The organism is Tropicimonas sp. IMCC34043 (genome assembly GCF_003390845.1).
GTDB lineage: Bacteria > Pseudomonadota > Alphaproteobacteria > Rhodobacterales > Rhodobacteraceae > Tropicimonas.
Map to the genome: position 1 here is coordinate 364,145 of NZ_QMEK01000003.1, position 16,747 is coordinate 380,891.

Annotated in this window: 13 protein-coding genes and 1 riboswitch; of the genes, 2 read left to right on the forward strand and 11 right to left on the reverse strand. The window is 65.3% G+C overall.

Translation table 11 applies throughout. The features are described from left to right. Window position 1 precedes the first annotated feature (1 nt). The gene (locus DQG17_RS14230; protein WP_198666129.1) at window positions 2-1,951 is read right to left on the reverse strand and encodes a TonB-dependent siderophore receptor; all 1,950 of its coding nucleotides are present in this window, start codon (window positions 1,949-1,951) and stop codon (window positions 2-4) included. Window positions 1,952-2,093: 142 nt separating this feature from the next. Then, window positions 2,094-2,300, reverse strand: a riboswitch (cobalamin riboswitch). Between the two features lie 368 nt (window positions 2,301-2,668). On the opposite strand from DQG17_RS14230, the gene DQG17_RS14235 reads away from it, so the two are divergent. Beyond that, window positions 2,669-2,851, forward strand: a complete 183-nt coding sequence (locus DQG17_RS14235) for a hypothetical protein (RefSeq protein WP_116133506.1) — start codon at window positions 2,669-2,671, stop codon at window positions 2,849-2,851. Window positions 2,852-2,915: 64 nt separating this feature from the next. On the opposite strand, the gene DQG17_RS14240 is transcribed toward DQG17_RS14235, so the two are convergent. Both DQG17_RS14240 and DQG17_RS14245 read right to left on the reverse strand, forming a co-directional pair. Next, window positions 2,916-3,719, reverse strand: a complete 804-nt coding sequence (locus tag DQG17_RS14240; RefSeq protein ID WP_116133507.1) for a transporter — start codon at window positions 3,717-3,719, stop codon at window positions 2,916-2,918. 232 nt (window positions 3,720-3,951) lie between these two features. Next, the gene (locus DQG17_RS14245) at window positions 3,952-6,522 is read right to left on the reverse strand and encodes an arylsulfatase (RefSeq protein WP_232829447.1); all 2,571 of its coding nucleotides are present in this window, start codon (window positions 6,520-6,522) and stop codon (window positions 3,952-3,954) included. 258 nt (window positions 6,523-6,780) lie between these two features. On the opposite strand from DQG17_RS14245, the gene DQG17_RS14250 reads away from it, so the two are divergent. Next, complete coding sequence (locus DQG17_RS14250) at window positions 6,781-7,815, forward strand: AraC family transcriptional regulator (protein WP_198666130.1); 1,035 nt, start codon at window positions 6,781-6,783, stop codon at window positions 7,813-7,815. A gap of 168 nt (window positions 7,816-7,983) precedes the next feature. Here DQG17_RS14250 and gnd read toward each other — a convergent pair whose 3' ends face one another. From gnd to DQG17_RS14290, 8 genes are all read right to left on the reverse strand, one after another. After that, window positions 7,984-8,961 carry a phosphogluconate dehydrogenase (NAD(+)-dependent, decarboxylating) gene (gnd, locus tag DQG17_RS14255; RefSeq protein WP_116133509.1) on the reverse strand — a complete coding sequence of 326 codons (978 nt, stop codon included), beginning with the start codon at window positions 8,959-8,961 and terminating at the stop codon, window positions 7,984-7,986. A gap of 131 nt (window positions 8,962-9,092) precedes the next feature. Then, window positions 9,093-9,791, reverse strand: a complete 699-nt coding sequence (gene rpe / locus DQG17_RS14260; protein ID WP_116133621.1) for a ribulose-phosphate 3-epimerase — start codon at window positions 9,789-9,791, stop codon at window positions 9,093-9,095. A gap of 16 nt (window positions 9,792-9,807) precedes the next feature. Continuing rightward, the gene (gene cbbX / locus DQG17_RS14265; RefSeq protein ID WP_116133510.1) at window positions 9,808-10,737 is read right to left on the reverse strand and encodes a CbbX protein; all 930 of its coding nucleotides are present in this window, start codon (window positions 10,735-10,737) and stop codon (window positions 9,808-9,810) included. 53 nt (window positions 10,738-10,790) lie between these two features. Next, window positions 10,791-11,210: a ribulose bisphosphate carboxylase small subunit gene (locus tag DQG17_RS14270; protein WP_116133511.1), complete on the reverse strand. Its 420-nt coding sequence runs from the start codon at window positions 11,208-11,210 to the stop codon at window positions 10,791-10,793. Window positions 11,211-11,234: 24 nt separating this feature from the next. Then, window positions 11,235-12,692 (reverse strand): form I ribulose bisphosphate carboxylase large subunit, encoded by a 1,458-nt coding sequence (locus DQG17_RS14275; RefSeq protein ID WP_116133622.1) that lies wholly within the window; start codon window positions 12,690-12,692, stop codon window positions 11,235-11,237. A 31-nt stretch (window positions 12,693-12,723) separates the two neighbouring features. Further along, complete coding sequence (gene fba, locus DQG17_RS14280) at window positions 12,724-13,803, reverse strand: class II fructose-bisphosphate aldolase (RefSeq protein ID WP_116133512.1); 1,080 nt, start codon at window positions 13,801-13,803, stop codon at window positions 12,724-12,726. A gap of 36 nt (window positions 13,804-13,839) precedes the next feature. Further along, window positions 13,840-15,846, reverse strand: coding sequence for a transketolase (gene tkt / locus DQG17_RS14285; RefSeq protein WP_116133513.1), 2,007 nt, complete (start codon window positions 15,844-15,846; stop codon window positions 13,840-13,842). Between the two features lie 11 nt (window positions 15,847-15,857). After that, on the reverse strand, window positions 15,858-16,730 hold the full coding sequence (locus DQG17_RS14290; RefSeq protein WP_116133514.1) for a phosphoribulokinase: 873 nt from the start codon (window positions 16,728-16,730) through the stop codon (window positions 15,858-15,860). Window positions 16,731-16,747 lie beyond the last annotated feature (17 nt).

Here is a 16,747-nt window from a genome sequence, read left to right on the forward strand (position 1 = left end):
ATCAGAAACTCGCGTTCAGCCCGGCATAGAATGTCCGCGGCGGGGCGAGATAGCCAAGCATTTCCTGGTAATTCTCGTCGAACAGGTTTTCGATCCGGGCGGTCAGCACGAGGCTGTCGTTGACCTGATGCTGGGCGGTGACATTGACGACGGTATAATCGTCAAGCTCCACCCGGTCGACGCCGAAGGACGCCGTGGTGTAGTCGAAGTCCCAGTTGCCGGAGATATAGCGCAGATCGGCCCCGATCAGGGTCTTGTCGTTCGGCAGCAGATAGCTGGCGCGCAGGCCAAGCTCGTTCTTCGGGCGGCGCACTTCGACATCGCCATCGGGATCGGTGGCGTCGAGCCAGGTGTAGTCGAGCCCGAGCGTCAGCCCGTTGTTGAGATCGAGCGCCGCCGAAAACTCGACACCATGGCGGTCGCTGGTGCCGTCCTCGTTGAAGGGCGTCGATTCGCCGGTGTCATAGTCATAGGTCGAAGAAATCTCGTCGGTCAGTTCCGAGCGGAAATAGGTCACGTCGATGACCGCCATGTCGTTCAGGAACCGCTGCTCGATGCCGACATCCCAGCCCTTGCTCGACTCGGGCTTCAGGTCCGGATTGCCGACCCAGGTGCCGGGGTTATAGCCGAACTGTTCGTACATCGTCGGGTTCTGCGTGCCGGTTCCGGCCGAGGCGTGCAGCCGCGTGGTCTGGTTCGGCAGCAGATAGGACAGGCCCAGCGACCAGGTGTCGGTATCCTCGAAGTCGTCGTTGTCGTCATGCCGCGCCGTCGCCTGCAGGGTGAAGGCATCGTCGAAGAAACTGCCGCGGTATTCGACGACATAGCCGTAAAGGCGCCGCTTTTCTTCGTCCATCATCGCGGGGTCATAGACGAGGCTCGCATCGTTGTTCTGGAAGGTCTCTTCCTTGCTTTCGACCAGAAAGCTGACGATCTGCGCCGCGCTGTCGACGTCGGCACCGTCGAGCGACACGCTGCCGCGATAGGCCAGCCGCGTACGGGTCGAGGTGGTGTCCGAGGTCGCCTGGCCCGCGTCGGTATCGCGGCTGTCCATGATCCCGCGGTTGAAGCTGAGTTCGGACCGGAACCGGCCATCGAAGCTGTCGATATTGGCAAAGGCCGAGCCGAAGAAATCGTTGACCTCGGACTGCAGGTCGGCGTCGGTCACCAGGTCCTCGACCGTCGCCGCGCCGAAATTGAACTGGTCATAGTCGGAATTGCGTTCGACGTGGCGCAGGGTGGCGCCAAGCGTGATGTCTTCGCCCAGATTGATCTCGCCCTTGGCGTTCAATGTGGTGTTCGCGTCGGAGTCGTCGTTGCCGCCGTCGCTGTCCGAGATGTCATAGCCGCCGGTTACCCGCCGCGCGGCCGAGAACGACAGGTTCCCGGTCTCGCCGCCATAGCGCAGCGAGAGCTTTCCGCCGCCGCTGTGCAATGTGCCGACCTCGGCATTGGCGCTGCCGGAGAAGCCGGGTTCGGTTGCGCCCTTGGTGATGACATTGATCACGCCGCCCATGGCGTTCGAGCCGAAGACCGACGATTGCGGCCCGCGCAGCACTTCGATCCGCTCGATGTCGTCGGTCAGCAGATTGGCAAAGTCATAGGCGCCCGAAGCGGGGTTCGAGACCTCGATCCCGTCGATCAGCACCAGCGTGTGGTTGGCCTCGGCGCCGCGCAGCCGCACGGTCGTCAGCCCGCCGGGGTTGCCGGTCTGGCTGACCGAAACGCCGGGCAGCGCGCGCAGGGCATCGGCCGCATGCTTGATCTGACGCTCGGCAATATCCTTGGCGGTGACGACGCTGACGGCGTGGCCATAACGTTCGGCCTCGATCGGGGTCAGGCCGCCGCCGACGATGATCTCGTCAAGCTGCACGGGCTCGCTGTCCTGGGCAAGGGCGGGGGCGGCCACCAGCATGGTGGTGGCGCCAAGGGCGTAAAGGGCGTGTTTCATATCGAACCCCGACTGGCGGGCAGCACACAGGCTGCACCGGTGACAGAAATCATGCCCTTGGCCGGTGTCATCCATGCCGCGGGCGATTGCGTGTGCCACCACTGCGGAAAGGGTCCGCTGTCCGCCGCGCGCCCCGCACGGGAACCGGGTTGGCCGCCTTGGCAGGTCTCCTGACTTACGGGTCGTCGCAGGGGCCGGCCTTCCCGCGGATTGGCTCCGCAGTGGCGTCGTCGGCCCTGCTCTCCGCTTACAGTTGCGGGGGCAGTCGCGGATTCGGCGTATTTCGCCCCACCGCTGTTCCCTTTTCATCGGACGGCAGACCGCCCGAACCAAAGCGCGCGCACTTTTGATCTCTGTGCCCCTGGTGCCAAGGGCAAAACCGCGGAACGCTGCCGTCGGACTGCGACTGCGGTCGATCTGCAACGGAGCGAGGGACGGGTCGGTCCGGGCACGCAGCATTCCGCCAAAACTGGATCCGGCACCGCAGATGGTCCGTTACACCTCGCAACCGATCCTGTATGGATTCGGTCCTGAACGACATGGACGGAAGCAACCGTTCAGCGACCCCCGAGGCATGATGTTGGCCGAGCAGCAGACGCATCAGATCGAACCGTCAGCCATGACGGGGCGGGCGCCAACAGGCGTCGGTCCCGGCACCGTTTCGTCGATCCCGATCCTCAACCAGAAGTCCCGAACCATCAATACAGGAACCGACCGATGATCGACCGCCTGATCCAGGACATGATCATGATGCTGGACCAATTCGTGACAAATGTCGGTGCAGGCCGGATGGGCGCCGCGGAATGGGGGGTGCTCCTGGGCATGGCGCTGTTCACTGCGGGGACCGTCGTTGTCGGGGTGATAATGCGCGGGGCCATCTCCGAGACTCCCGAAGACTGACTGTCCCGCGCTTCGCGCAGCCGATATGGGCCATGTCTGGGCGGAAGGGGGCAGCCGTGCGCGCCTATTTCTTTGGATACAGCATGGTGATCTGCAGCCGGGCACCCCAGCCCTCTGGGCCGTATTCGGGGGCATCGGCCCAATAGCGGGCGCCGAGCGTTACCTGCACCGGCAGATGCCCGACCTTCACGATTTGTCCCACCGTCAGGTTGATCGGCACCGACCAGTCCTCGTCCACCCAGTCATAGGTCGATTCGGTGTTCACGCCGAACGATGTGGCCTTTTTCGTCGTGTAGCTGACGAAAGGCTGGGCATAGAGCTGGTTGATCTCGCCATCGTCGTCATTGTCGGTGACCGACCAGATCTGGTTGACCAGTGCGCCATAGGTCCAGCCGTGGCTTTGCTTCAGCGCGACGCCGGTCAGGCCGAGCCCCCATTGGTCGGTCGCGATGTCGTCGGTCACGGTCGGGATCAGGACGACCGGCCCCACCCCCCAGATCAGCCCGGCCGGGCCGGGATCCTTGGGCGAGAAGAAAAAGCTTTGCGTGGTCGGGCCGAAGCCGATCTGGCGGCCATCGACGTCCGAAATGTTCTGGTTGTAGACCGGCAGGATGGTGCGCGAGATCAGGTTCCAGTTCTCGCTGATCGAGATCGGAATCACTGGCTGGATGTTGAGGTAGTACTGCTCACCCTTGCCGCCGGGAAAGCCCTGATTGTAGTTGAACTGGAACGGCACCGAGATCAGGTCGGCGACCGGGTTCGACAGTTTCTTGGCCAGATCGGCGCTGTCCGAACCGCTCTGGGCTGTTGCGGCCGATGCCAGCGCAAAGGCCGACAGGGTGGCGAGGGCGGTCAGCTTGCGGATCATGGCAGTCCCCTGTGGTCGTTGCGACGCATCACAGAATGGCAGTTTCCGTAGGGTCCGAAAAGTTTGTCCTTTGGTCAACTTTTGCACCGGCGACGTGCCCGCGTCCATTCGGATGTTCGCCGCGACGCTGTGCGATTGCCCCTGTGTGGCGAGGTTGCGGCACCAGAAGGCGGAAAAACGCCGGGCCCAAGCGGTGGGACCCGGCGTGATGTTTACAGAAGGCCGGTCTGTCTTAGCCTTTGTCGCCCTGGGCGCTCGCGGCGGCCTCGAGCTTCTGGATATCCTCGGGGCTGAGCTTCGGGCGCGTGATGTCGAGCGTGATCTTGTCGATCGTCCCGTTGAAGGCGAACGGCACCTGGTAATCGGCGTCATTGACCCCGGTCAGGGTATCCGAGCCGATGTCCTGGCTCTCGTCCCAGGCGAGGGTGATCGGGATGGTATGCTCCATCTTCTGCCGCGCCACCTCCTTGCCGTCGACGCGCATCACCCCTTCGGCGCCCCGGCCGACGCCGGAGAGGCTGTTGAAGGCGAAGGTGCCGAAGCCGAGCCCGTCGTAGTTGAACTCGAACTCGAGCGTGTGCTTGCCCGGAGTGAGCTTGGTGTCGCTCTCCCAGCGCACCCGCTCCAGATCGACGAGGTTCCAGGTGTAGACCGGCACGCCCTTCAGGATATAGAAACCGTGTCCGCCGAACTTGCCGCCCTGGGTGAACAGCATCCCGTCGCCGCCGTCCTCGCCCACCTCGATATCGGCGGTGATCTTGTAGGACGCGTTGAGCAGCAGCGGCTCCGTGCCGTTCGGGTTGCCCGCGACCGGATAGGTGTACTCAAAATGGCTCTTGCCGGCGATGACGCTCGGACGCGGCGTCACCATTCGCGGGGCGAGCGAGTTGTCGAGCGGGAAGACATGGTACTTCGACGCCTCGGCGATGAAGAGTTGCTGCATGTCGCGCAGCTTGTCAGGCATCTCCGCCGCGAGGTCGTTGTTCTGCGTCCAGTCCTTCGTCAGGTCATAGAGCTCCCATTTGAAACTGTTCATCACGTCCTGCGCCGGCACCGAGAACAGCGACCAGGGATCGACGATCGGCGTGGTGTTCGCGTACCAGCCGTTGTTGTAGATGCCGCGGTTGCCGAACATCTCGAAATACTGGACCTTGTGCCGGGTCGGGTCGTCCGGCTTCGCGTCCCAGGTGTAGACCATGCTGGTGCCGTCGAACGGCTTTTGCTCGATGCCATAGACGAACTGCGGCGCCGGGATGCCGGTCGCTTCGAGAACCGTCGGAACGATGTCGATGAAATGGCTGAACTGGTTGCGGACCCCGCCCTTGTCGGTGATGCGGTTCGGCCAGGACATCACCATTCCCTGCCGGGTGCCGCCGAAGTGCGAGGCGATCTGCTTGGTCCACTTGAACGGCGTGTCGAAGGCCCAGGTCCAGCCCACGGCCATGTGGTTGTAGGTCTGGTCGGTGCCCCAGAGGTCGTAGAAGTCCTTGAGTTGCACGTCGACCGGCGGGGTCACGCCATTGAACTGCGCGACCTCGTTCGGCGTGCCGATCGGCGAGCCCTCGGCCGAAGAGCCATTGTCGCCGACGATGTAGATGATCAGCGTGTTGTCGAGCTTGCCCATCCGCCGGATGGTGTCGATCACCCGGCCGTTCTCGTGGTCGGCGTAGGCGAGGTAGGCGGCATAGACGTTCACCTGCCGGAGGAAGAGCTTCTTCTCGTCGTCGCTGAGGTCGTCCCACTGCTTCAGATCATCGGGCCACGGCGTCAGCTCGGCTGTCTGCGGGATGACCCCAAGCTCTTTCTGCTTGGCGAAGATCGTGTCGCGCAGCTTGTTCCAGCCGTCGTCGAACAGGTGCATCGCTTCGATCTTGTCGACCCACTCCTTCGTCGGATGGTGTGGCGCATGGGTGGCGCCGGGCGCGAGATAGACGAAGAACTTCTTGTCCGGGTCGATCGAGTTCAGCGTCTCGAGCTGACGGATCGCGTCATCGGCCTCGGCGGTGATCAGGTTCCAGCCCGGGTTGTCCCGGAACGGGTAGATCTGCGTCGTGTCGTTGAACAGGTTCGGCTGCCACTGGTTGGCGTCGCCGCCCATGAAGCCGTAGAAATGGTCGAAGCCGAAGACTTCGCCGGTCGGCCACTGGTCGAACGGCCCGACCTGGCTTTCGGTATAGGGCGGGGTGTTGTGGTTCTTGCCGTACCACGAGGTGTTGTAGCCGTTGGCCGACAGGATCGTCGCCACGGCGACCTCGTCGCGGCCGATCACCGAGTCGTAGCCCGGATAGCCGGTCGACTGCTCGGCGATGACGCCGAAGCCGGCATTGTGGTGGTTGCGCCCGGTGAGCAGCGCCGCCCGCGACGGCGAGCAGAGCGCCGTCGAGTTGAAATTGGTGTAGCGCAGCCCGTCCGCTGCCAGCTGGTCGAGCGCCGGCATCGGGATCACCCCGCCGAAGGTGGAGCCGGCGCCGAAGCCGGTGTCGTCGGTCAGGATGACGAGGACATTCGGCGCATCCTGCGGTGGCACGATCCGCGGCGGCCAGTAGGGCGTCGAGTCGTGGGCGTTGAGTTCGATCGTTCCCGCGAAGGACGGTGGGACATTCGGGATGTAGTTGCCGTCGATCACAGCGGTCGCGTCCGGGGATCCCGGCGCCGGCGCGGCATCGCGATGGTTGTTCATCCCTGTCGTGACATGCGAGTCGATCGCGACCCCGGCAGGATTGTCCTGCGCAAAGCCCGGCATCGTGCCGAGCGCCGTCAGACCAAGGCCGATGGCCAGTCTGAAAAGCAATCTGGAAGTCATTGTCGTTCCTTCTCCCGTTTGTCCGGCCTGTCGTCCGATACGCGCCACCACGGCGACCGGTTCGCCGCGCAATTCAGGCGCCATGCCGAATCCGTGATGGTAGAATGCGTCGGCTTGACCTAGCGTGGCTTCCCATTGCGTGCCAAAACCTCATCAACTTCATCTTGTTTGAGCCATGTGATAGTTGAACAGCCGCCGCCAATGTCCAGTTCCTTTCCCCTGATACGTGCCTCGGTCCTCGTTCCCTTCGTGAGATGGATGCGCGACAACGGGCGCCCGATAGATCAGGCCCTGCGGTTGGCCGAGCTGAACGCTCCGCCATGGGAACAGCCCGACCGCCCGATCGCCTTTCATAGTGGAATGCGGTTTCTGCAGGATCTGGCGCTGCGCGAGGGGCCGGACATTGGCCACCGCGTTGTATCCGAGGCGAGCCTTTCGGAAATTGGCCTGCTGAGCCGGATCACGGCGGCGGCGGAAACGCCGCGGGAGGCGCTGGGTCTTTTGACGGTGGCGATGGCGCGCCATTCAACGCACGAAAATATCTCCGTGGCACGGGTGTCTGGCGGCATGATGCTCCGCGAGCAGTTGCTGTTTCAAAGCGAACCCGAGCTGCGCCATGTCGAGCAGCAATATGTGGCGGCTCTGGTGCGGGCATTGTGCCGGGCGACCGGCTATCGCGGCGAGCCGCTGGAACAGGTCGAAATGACCCCGCATCCCGTCGCGGGGCTGTCGGGAATGTGGAACGGCCCGGGGATGCATGTGGTGGCAAGCACGACGCGAACGCTGTCGATCTTCATCCCCGACAAGGTCCTCGATCTGCCGTTTCGGCCGCAGATTCGGGGTCAGATGCCGGTGGACGGATGCGAGCCGACCTGGGGCAGGGGATTTGTCAGCACGGCACGGGTCTATATCGAGAACATGCTCGACGGTGGCGAGCAATCGATCGACCGGTTCGCCGCCGCGGCGGGGCTGAGCCGCCGGACGCTGCAGCGCCGGCTGTCCGACGAAGGGACAAGTTATTCGGCGCTGCTGGACGAGGTGCGGCGGAACCGGGCGCTGCGCGGTCTGGCTGAGGGATCGTCGCGGATTGGCGATATCGCCGCCGACCTCGGATATTCCGGGCAGCCGGCATTCCACCGGGCGGTGCGCCGATGGGCGACGGTCTCGCCAAGCGAACTGCGGCGTCTCGGCGGCGCCGGGGTGGCCGACAGGCCGGCGCTGGTGCCGGGGCGCCTGAGCGAGCCCGGCGCAAAGCAGCCCCGGACACGGTCGGCATCCCGCGCGGACCCCTGAGGATGTTCCGGAGGCCGGTGAGTTCCGGCGACGGACGGGCCGCGGGCGGATGGGCCGACCAGTTCGAGGCGCGGCTCAGACCTGGCGGTTGAGCACACCTATTGTGTATGTCTGCCGGCCCGACCGCGGCTGCGGGGCGCGGATCGGGCCGGCGCGGCTGAACCGGCGCTACTTCGGCCCCTCGACATGGCCACCGAAGCCAAAACGCATGGCCGACAGCAGCTTGTCGCCAAAGGTGTGCTCGACCCGGCTGCGATAGCGGGCATAGAGCGCCGAGGTCAGGACATGGGCCGGCACCGCTTCTTCCATCGCGGCCTCGATGGTCCAGTGCCCTTCGCCGCTGTCGGCGACATCGCCGCGGAACCGGTCGAGCCCGGGGTCCTCGGCCAGTTGTCGTGCGCAGAGATCGAGAAGCCACGAGCTGATCACGCTGCCGCGGCGCCAGACTTCGGCGACATCGGTCAGGTTGATGTCGAAGCGCTCGGCTTCGGGCAGGTGCTCGGCGCTCTTGCCTTTTAGGATGTCGAAGCCTTCGGCATAGGCTTGCATCAGGCCGTATTCGATGCCGTTGTGCACCATCTTGACGAAATGGCCCGATCCCACCGGCCCGGTGTGGATATAGCCCTGCTCGGCCCGGGCATCGGCGGTGTCGCTGCGTGGGGTGCGGGGAATGTTGCCGATCCCCGGCGCGAGAGTGGCGAAGATCGGGTCGAGCCGGCACACCACCGCCTCTTCCCCGCCGATCATCATGCAATAGCCGCGCTCGAGTCCCCAGACCCCGCCCGAAGTGCCGACATCGACGTAATGCATGCCCTTTTCCTGCAGCGTCGCCGCCCGCCGGACATCGTCCTTGTAATAGGAATTGCCGCCGTCGATCACCGTCTCGCCGGCCACACCGGCGGCGGCGATCTCGGCGATTGTCTGTTCGGTCGGCTCGCCCGCGGGCAGCATGACCCAATAGATCGCGTTGTCGCCGAGCTTCTCGCGCATGTCCCCGACCCCGAGGGAGGCTATCGCCCCGTCGCTGGCGAGCGCCGCGACCGCCGCGTCGCTGCGGTCAAAGGCCACGACCTCGTGCCCGTCTCTCATCAGGCGGCGCGCGATATTGCCGCCCATCCGCCCCAGGCCGATTACGCCGAGTTTCATGTTGCTGTCCTTTGCTGCTGTCCGCGCCGATTGTCGTCTCCGGTGCGGCAGGGCCGGCACGGAAGACGCACATGCGCCAAGGTCGCGCGTTCGGACGGCGGGGGCAAGCAGCTGTCGCGCGGTGCGCGGCGTCAGGCGGGCTCGTGTACCGGCGCTGTGGCGGCCGCGCGGATCGCGCGGATGTTGGCGCCGTAGGCTGCGGGGCTTTCGACCGATCCGCCGCGGAACACCGCCGAGCCTGCGACCAGCACATTGGCGCCGGCCGAGACGACGATGGGGGCCGTCGTCGGGTCCACGCCGCCGTCGATCTCGATATGCACCGGGCGGTCGCCGATCATCGACCGGAGCTTGCGGATCTTGCTCGACAGGTCGAGAAACTTTTGTCCGCCAAAGCCCGGGTTGACGGTCATCACGCAGATCAGGTCGGTCAGGTCGAGCAGATGCTCGACCGCCTCGGCCGGCGTGCCGGGGTTGAGCGCCACGCCCGCCTTCATCCCGGCGCCGCGGATCGCCTGCAAGGTGCGGTGGATATGCGGGCCCGCCTCGATATGCGCGGTCAGGATGTCGGCGCCCGCCTCGGCATAGGCGTCGATAAAGGGATCGACCGGCGCGATCATCAGGTGCACGTCCATGACCGTTTTCACGTGCGGGCGGAACGCCTTGACCGCCGGCGGGCCGAAGGTGAGGTTCGGCACGAAATGACCGTCCATCACGTCGACATGCACCCAGTCGGCGCCCTCGGATTCGATGGCGCGGATCTCGGCGCCGAAGTTGGCGAAATCGGCGGAAAGGATCGACGGCGCGATCTTGATGGAACGGTCGAAGGTCATCTTGGTCTCCTGTCGGTCATTCGGCGGCGTCGGCGGCCGGGCGGCGGTCGACATCGAGCCCGCCGCGGAACACACGGCTGGCACGGATATCGGGTTCGGCGATGGTCGAAAGGTCGGTCGCGTTAAGCGGTCCTTTCGCTTCGGTGAACAGGCGATTGGCCTGCCGCAGCCGGGCGCGGTCGAGCGCGTTGCGGATCGAGCGGGCATTGGCGAAATGCGGCTGGGCACGGCGGGCGGGGATGTAGTCGGCCATCGCCTGCCGGGCGGCAGGATCGAAGACATAGTTCTGGTCGGTCAGCATCCGCTCGGCGATGCGCAGCAGTTCCGCATCGGAATAGTCCGGAAATTCGATGTGGTGGGCGATGCGCGACCGGAACCCGGGGTTCGAGTCGAAGAACCGGTCCATCCGGTCGGCATAGCCGGCCAGGATCACAACCAGGTCATCGCGGTTGTTCTCCATCACCTGCAACAGGATCTCGATCGCCTCCTGACCATAGTCGCGTTCGTTTTCCGGGCGATAGAGGTAATAGGCCTCGTCGATGAACAGCACGCCGCCCATCGCCTTCTTCAGCACTTCCTTGGTCTTCGGCGCGGTGTGGCCGATGTACTGGCCCACCAGATCGTCGCGGGTCACCGTCACCAGATGCCCCTTGCGGACATAGCCGAGCCGGTGCAGCAGGCCCGCCATCTTCATCGCGACGGTGGTCTTGCCGGTGCCGGGGTTGCCGGTGAACGACATGTGCAGGGTCGGAGTTTCGGTGGCGAGGCCCATCTGCCGGCGGGCCTGATCGACCAGCAGCAGCGCCGCGGTCTCGCGGATCCGGTTCTTGACCGGGCCGAGTCCGATCATGGTCTCGTCAAGCTCGGCCAGCAGGTCGCGCACACCGCTGCTTTCGAAAGCGGCGGCAAGATCGACGGTTTCGGGGCGGGGGGCGTCGTCGTCCATTTCGGGGCTCCTGCGGGAAAGGGGGGCCCGGGCGTGTCGCCCGGGCCGCTGGTTCAGACGTAGCGGGCGCCTTCGGGTTCGCGCACCGCATAGCTTTCGATGGTATAGCGGACCACGCGTCCCTCGCCCTCCTGCCGCACCAGGCGGAAGCCCGGTTCCTGCGCGGGGCGGTTGACGATGAAGCACATGCGGATCGATTCCCAGCCCGGGCTCGCATCGAAGGCGATGACACGGATGTATTTGCTGCCGTGCGCCTTGCGGCATTCGTTGACCTCGAAGACCGCCGCGGCGGCATCGGGATTGTCGAACATCGGGTGGCCCCACATCTCCCAATAGGTGTTCCGCGGATGCGGGTCGTCGGTGTATTCGACCGAGACCGCCCAGCCCTTGTCGATGGCATATTGTGCCTGCTGGCGGATCTGGTCGTCGGTGAGGTCGGGCAGGAAGCTGAACTGGCCCTGGGTAACTTTCATTGGTCTACTCCTGTTGATCTGGGCTCAGGCCGTGACTTCGGGGGTGGGCGCATAGTCGGGCTGGTCGGTCGAGGTATAGTCGAACGTGACGTCCTTCCAGGTGTCCAGCGCCTGCTTCAGCGGCGTGCAGGTACGGGCGGCATCGCGCAGGATGTCGGGGCCCTCGTTCCAGATGTCGCGTCCGGCATTGCGGGCATAGACCATGGCCTCGAGTGCGACGCGGTTCGCCGTGGCGCCGGCCGAGACGCCGTGCGGGTGGCCGATGGTGCCGCCGCCGAACTGCAGCACCACATCCTCGCCGAGATACGAGATCAGCTGGTGCATCTGGCCGGCATGGATGCCGCCCGACGCGACCGGCATCATCTTGTTCAGCGACGCCCAGTCCTGATCGAAGAAGATCCCGTTTTCCAGCGCCATCGGGTTAAATTCCTCGCGGAAGATGTCGTAGTACCCCTTGGTCGTCGCCGGATCGCCTTCGAGCTTGCCGACGACGGTGCCGGCGTGCAGGTGGTCGACGCCCGCAAGCCGCATCCATTTGGCAATGACGCGGAAGCTGACGCCGTGGCTGCGCTGGCGGGTATAGGTCGAATGCCCGGCGCGGTGCAGGTGCAGGATCATGTCGTTCGCCCGCGCCCACTTCGCCATCGACTGGATCGCGGTATAGCCGATCACAAGGTCGATCATCACGACGATCGAGCCAAGCTGCTTGGCGAACTCGGCGCGCTCGTACATGTCCTCCATGGTTCCGGCGGTGATGTTGAGATAGGTTCCCTTGACCTCGCCGGTCGCGGCCGAGGCGCGGTTGACGGCCTCCATGCAGTACAGGAACCGGTCGCGCCAGTGCATGAACGGCTGCGAATTGATGTTCTCGTCGTCCTTGGTGAAGTCGAGTCCGCCTTTCAGCGCCTCATAGACCACGCGGCCATAGTTGCGCCCCGACAGCCCGAGCTTCGGCTTCACCGTCGCACCGAGCAGCGGCCGACCATAGCAGTTCAGCCGCTCGCGTTCGACGACGATGCCGGTCGCCGGGCCCTGGAAGGTCTTCACATAGGCGGTGGGCAGGCGCATGTCCTCGAGCCTGAGCGCCTTGAGCGGCTTGAAGCCAAAGACGTTGCCGATGATCGAGGCGGTGAGGTTGGCAATCGAGCCGCCCTCGAACAGGTCGAGGTCATAGGCGATATAGGCAAAGAACTCGCCGGGAGAATTCGGCACCGGATCGACGCGATAGGCCTTGGCGCGGTACTTCTCGCTCGCCGTCAGACGGTCGGTCCAGACCACCGTCCAGGTCGCGGTCGAACTTTCGCCCGCAACCGCGGCGGCGGCTTCGATCGCGTCCACACCGTCCTGCGGCGTGATCCGGAACAGCGCGATGATGTCGGTGTCCTTGGGTTCGTAGTCGGGCTCCCAATACCCCATCTGGGCGTATTTCATCACCCCCGCGGCATAGCGCTTGGCGCCTGTGACTCTGGTCTGGTCGTTCATGTCGTTCATGTCCTTCGTCCTCTGGGGCTGTTCAGGCGGCCTTTTCGGCGCCAATGGCGGGATCGAGCGCGCCGCTGGCATAGCGCCGCGCCATTTCGTCGAGCTGGATCGGCTTGATCTGGCTGGCATGGCCCGCCGTGCCGAAGCGCTCGAAGCGGTCGCGACACAGCGCTTCGAGCGCTTCCATCGCGGGGATCTGGAACTTGCGCGGGTCGAATTCGCGCGGGCTTTCCAAGGCGACCTTGCGGTACTGGCCGGTCATCGCCATCCGGCAGTCGGTGTCGATGTTGACCTTGCGCACACCCATCCGGATGCCGCGTTCGATCTCTTCCACCGGCACGCCATAGGTTTGGGGCATCTCGCCGCCGAAGCGGTTGATGATGTCCTGCAATTCTTGCGGCACCGAGGAAGAGCCGTGCATCACCAGATGCGTGTCGGGCAGGCGGGCGTGGATCGCGGCGATGGTGTCCATCGCAAGGATCTCGCCGTCGGGCTTGCGCGAGAACTTGTAGGCGCCGTGGCTGGTGCCGCAGGCAATGGCCAGCGCGTCGCAGCGGGTGCGGGCGACGAAATCCACCGCCTGTTCGGGATCGGTCAGAAGCTGGTCGTGAGACAGCTTGCCTTCGGCCCCCGATCCGTCCTCTTCGCCCGCCTCGCCGGTTTCGAGGCTGCCAAGCACACCGAGCTCGCCCTCGACCGAGGCGCCGACCGCATGGGCGGCGCGGGTGACGCGGGCCGTGATCTCGACATTGTAGTCATAGGAGGCAGGCGTCTTCATGTCCTCCATCAGCGAGCCGTCCATCATCACCGAGGTGAATCCGTGCCGGATCGCCGACAGGCAGGTGGCGTCGTTATTGCCGTGGTCCTGGTGCAGCACGATCGGGATCTCGGGGTGCATCTCGGCCAGTGCCTCGACCATGTGGCGCAGCATTATGTCGCCGGCATAGCTGCGGGCACCGCGGCTGGCCTGCAGGATCACCGGCGCATCGCAGGCCTTGGCCGCGCGCAGGATCGCAAGCCCCTGTTCCATGGCGTTGATGTTGAAGGCCGGCACGCCATAGGCGTTCTCGGCGGCGTGATCGAGCAATTGGCGCAGGGTAATAAGGGCCATGAGTTTCCTCCCTCTTGATTGGTCCGCAGCAGCGGTTCAGGCGGTCGCGCGCGTTTCGATCTGGCGCCGGGCCGCGTCTGCGGCGGCCTCGGCCGTGATGCCAAAGTGGCGGTAAAGTTCGGGCGCGGGGGCGGAGGCCCCGAAGCCCGCCATGCCGACGAAGCTGTCGGAGCGTTCGAGGAACAGGTCCCACCCCTGGCGGATTGCGGCCTCGATCCCGACGCGGGGGACGTCGCCGCGAACCTGCTGGCGATAGTCTTCCGGCTGCGCCGCAAACAGCTCGAAGCTCGGCGCCGAAACCACCGCGGCCCGGATCCCGTCTGCGGCCAGCAGGCAAGATGCCTCCATCGCGATCTCGACCTCGGAGCCGGTGGCGATCAGCGTCACGTCGCGCCCGCCTTCGGGTTCGTTCAGCACATAGGCGCCGCGTGCGGTCAGGTTCTCGTCGCGATGCGCGGTGCGCAGGGTCGGCAGGTTCTGGCGCGACAGGCAGAGCAGGGTCGGCGTGCTGTCCGATGCCGCGGCGATCTGCCAGGCCTCGGCGGTCTCGACCGCGTCGGCGGGGCGGATCACGGTCAGGTTCGGGATCGCCCGCAGCGAGGCGATGGTTTCGACCGGCTGGTGGGTCGGGCCGTCTTCGCCCAGCCCGATGCTGTCGTGGGTCATGACATAGGCGACAGGCACCCCCATCAGCGCCGACAGACGGATGGCCGGCCGGCAGTAATCGGCGAAGGCAAGGAAGGTGCCGCCATAGGGAAAGAAGCCGCCATGCAGCGCGATGCCGTTCATGGCAGCCGCCATGCCGTGTTCGCGGATGCCATAGTGGATGTAGTCGCCCGAATAATCGCTGCGGCTGACCGCGCGCATGGCGCCTGTGCGGGTGTTGTTCGACCCCGTCAGGTCGGCCGAGCCGCCGATGGAATTGGGCAGGGTCGCGTTCATCACTTCCAGCGCCATTTCGCTGGACTTGCGGGTCGCGACCTTGGGCGCCTCGGCGGACAGCCGTTTCTTGTAGGCTGTCATGGCGGCATCGAGGGCCGCGGCATCGGGCCGGGCGAGCGAGAGGTCGAAGGCGGTGGAATTGGCAGCGCCCGCCTTGCGCGCGGCCCAGTCCGCGCGGGCTGCGGCGCCACGGTTGGCCACCTCGGTCCAGGCGCTGCGAACCGCGTCGGGCACCTCGAAGGGCGCGTGCGGCCAGTCGAGCGCCTTGCGCGCGGCAGCGATCTCGTCGGCGCCAAGCGGCGCGCCGTGAACCTTGTGGCTGCCAGCCTTGTTGGGCGCGCCCTTGCCTATCACCGTGCGGCAGGCGATCATCGAGGGCTTTCCGGTTTCGGCGCGGGCGGCCTCGATGGCCGCCGCAATCGCGGCGGTATCGTGGCCGTCGACGGCCTGCACCTGCCAACCCGCGGCCTCGAACCGCTTTTGCTGGTCCATCGAGGTCGAAAGGTCGGTCGCGCCGTCGATGGTGATGCGGTTGTCGTCCCAGAAGACGATCATCCGGCCCAGCCCGAGGTGGCCGGCAAGGTCGATCGCCTCATGGCTGATCCCCTCCATCAGGCAGCCGTCGCCGGCCATGACATAGGTCCAGTGATCCACCAGATCGTCGCCAAAGCGCGCGTTGTGCAGCCGCTCGGCCAGCGCCATGCCGACCGCGGTCGCGATGCCCTGGCCAAGCGGGCCTGTCGTGGTCTCGATCCCCTTGGCGTGGCCATATTCGGGGTGACCGGCGGTGCGGGCGCCAAGCTGGCGGAAGGCGCGCAACTGGTCGGCGCCCATGTCGTCATACCCGAGCAGATGGTTGACGGCATAAAGCAACATCGAGCCGTGGCCCGCGCTCATCACGAAACGGTCGCGGTCGGGCCAGGCGGGGTCCGCGGGGTCGATGGTGAGGAAGCGGTTGAACAGCACCGCCGCAACATCGGCGAGCCCCATGGGCGCGCCGGGGTGGCCGGAATTCGCGGCCTCGACCGCATCCATCGTCAGAACGCGGATTGCGGTCGCCATAAGGCGTTCGTCGGCTTTGACCGGGGATTGGACGTTCATCGGCGTTCTCCTCAGGCGCGTCGGGATTCGCTCACCAGCCGATTGACCATCGGGGTGAAGATGAGCTGCATGGCGAGATCGAGCTTGGAGCCGGGGATCGCGATCGAATTGGCCCGGGTCATCCAGGAATTGTGGATCATGTTGGTCAGATAGGGGAAATCGATCCCCCGCGGGTTCCGGAACCGGATCACCACCAGGCTTTCGTCGGCGGTCGGGATCCAGCGGGCGGTAAAGGGGTTCGAAGTATCGACCACCGGCACGCGCTGGAAGTTGATGTCGGTCTGGGTGAACTGCGGGCAGATGCAGTGAACATAGGCGTGCATCCGGCGCAGGATCGTGTCGGTCACGGCCTCGGTCGTGTAGCCGCGGCTCGACTTGTCGCGGTGGATCTTCTGGATCCATTCGAGGTTGATCACCGGGACAACGCCGATCTTCAGGTCGGCGTGCGAGGCGAGGTCGACCTCGTCGTTGACCACGGCACCGTGCAGACCCTCATAGAACAGCAGGTCCGAGCCATCCTCGAACGGCGCCCATTCGGTGAAGGTGCCGGGGGCGGCGCCATAGCACTCCGCCTCGGCGTCGTCGTGGATATAGTGGCGGGTCTCGCCCCGGCCGGTCGCGCCATACTTGCGGAACACATCCTCCAGCTTGACCAACTCGTTGGCCTCATAGCTGAAGTGGCTGAAGGTCTGGTCGCCCGCGGCCTTGCGTGCCTCGACCTCGGCCTTCATGCCGGCGCGGTCGAAGTGATGGAAGGCGTCGCCTTCGATCGACACCGTCTTCACACCCTCGCGGCGGAAGATCTGGTCGAAGGTCGCCTTGACCGTGGTTGTGCCGGCACCAGAGGAGCCGGTCACCGAGATGATCGGATGTTTCTTGGACATTTCAGGTCTTTCGTCTT

Bases quoted from the DNA above. Each gene is read 5' to 3' on its own strand.
- gnd (WP_116133509.1), bottom strand. From the start codon at position 8,961: ATGAAACTCGGCGTAATCGGCCTGGGGCGGATGGGCGGCAATATCGCG.
- DQG17_RS14235 (WP_116133506.1), top strand. From the start codon at position 2,669: ATGATCGACCGCCTGATCCAGGACATGATCATGATGCTGGACCAATTC.
- tkt (WP_116133513.1), bottom strand. From the start codon at position 15,846: ATGAACGTCCAATCCCCGGTCAAAGCCGACGAACGCCTTATGGCGACC.
- DQG17_RS14230 (WP_198666129.1), bottom strand. From the start codon at position 1,951: ATGAAACACGCCCTTTACGCCCTTGGCGCCACCACCATGCTGGTGGCC.
- DQG17_RS14245 (WP_232829447.1), bottom strand. From the start codon at position 6,522: ATGACTTCCAGATTGCTTTTCAGACTGGCCATCGGCCTTGGTCTGACG.
- rpe (WP_116133621.1), bottom strand. From the start codon at position 9,791: ATGACCTTCGACCGTTCCATCAAGATCGCGCCGTCGATCCTTTCCGCC.
- DQG17_RS14250 (WP_198666130.1), top strand. From the start codon at position 6,781: ATGCGCGACAACGGGCGCCCGATAGATCAGGCCCTGCGGTTGGCCGAG.
- DQG17_RS14240 (WP_116133507.1), bottom strand. From the start codon at position 3,719: ATGATCCGCAAGCTGACCGCCCTCGCCACCCTGTCGGCCTTTGCGCTG.
- DQG17_RS14290 (WP_116133514.1), bottom strand. From the start codon at position 16,730: ATGTCCAAGAAACATCCGATCATCTCGGTGACCGGCTCCTCTGGTGCC.
- DQG17_RS14275 (WP_116133622.1), bottom strand. From the start codon at position 12,692: ATGAACGACCAGACCAGAGTCACAGGCGCCAAGCGCTATGCCGCGGGG.
- DQG17_RS14270 (WP_116133511.1), bottom strand. From the start codon at position 11,210: ATGAAAGTTACCCAGGGCCAGTTCAGCTTCCTGCCCGACCTCACCGAC.
- fba (WP_116133512.1), bottom strand. From the start codon at position 13,803: ATGGCCCTTATTACCCTGCGCCAATTGCTCGATCACGCCGCCGAGAAC.
- cbbX (WP_116133510.1), bottom strand. From the start codon at position 10,737: ATGGACGACGACGCCCCCCGCCCCGAAACCGTCGATCTTGCCGCCGCT.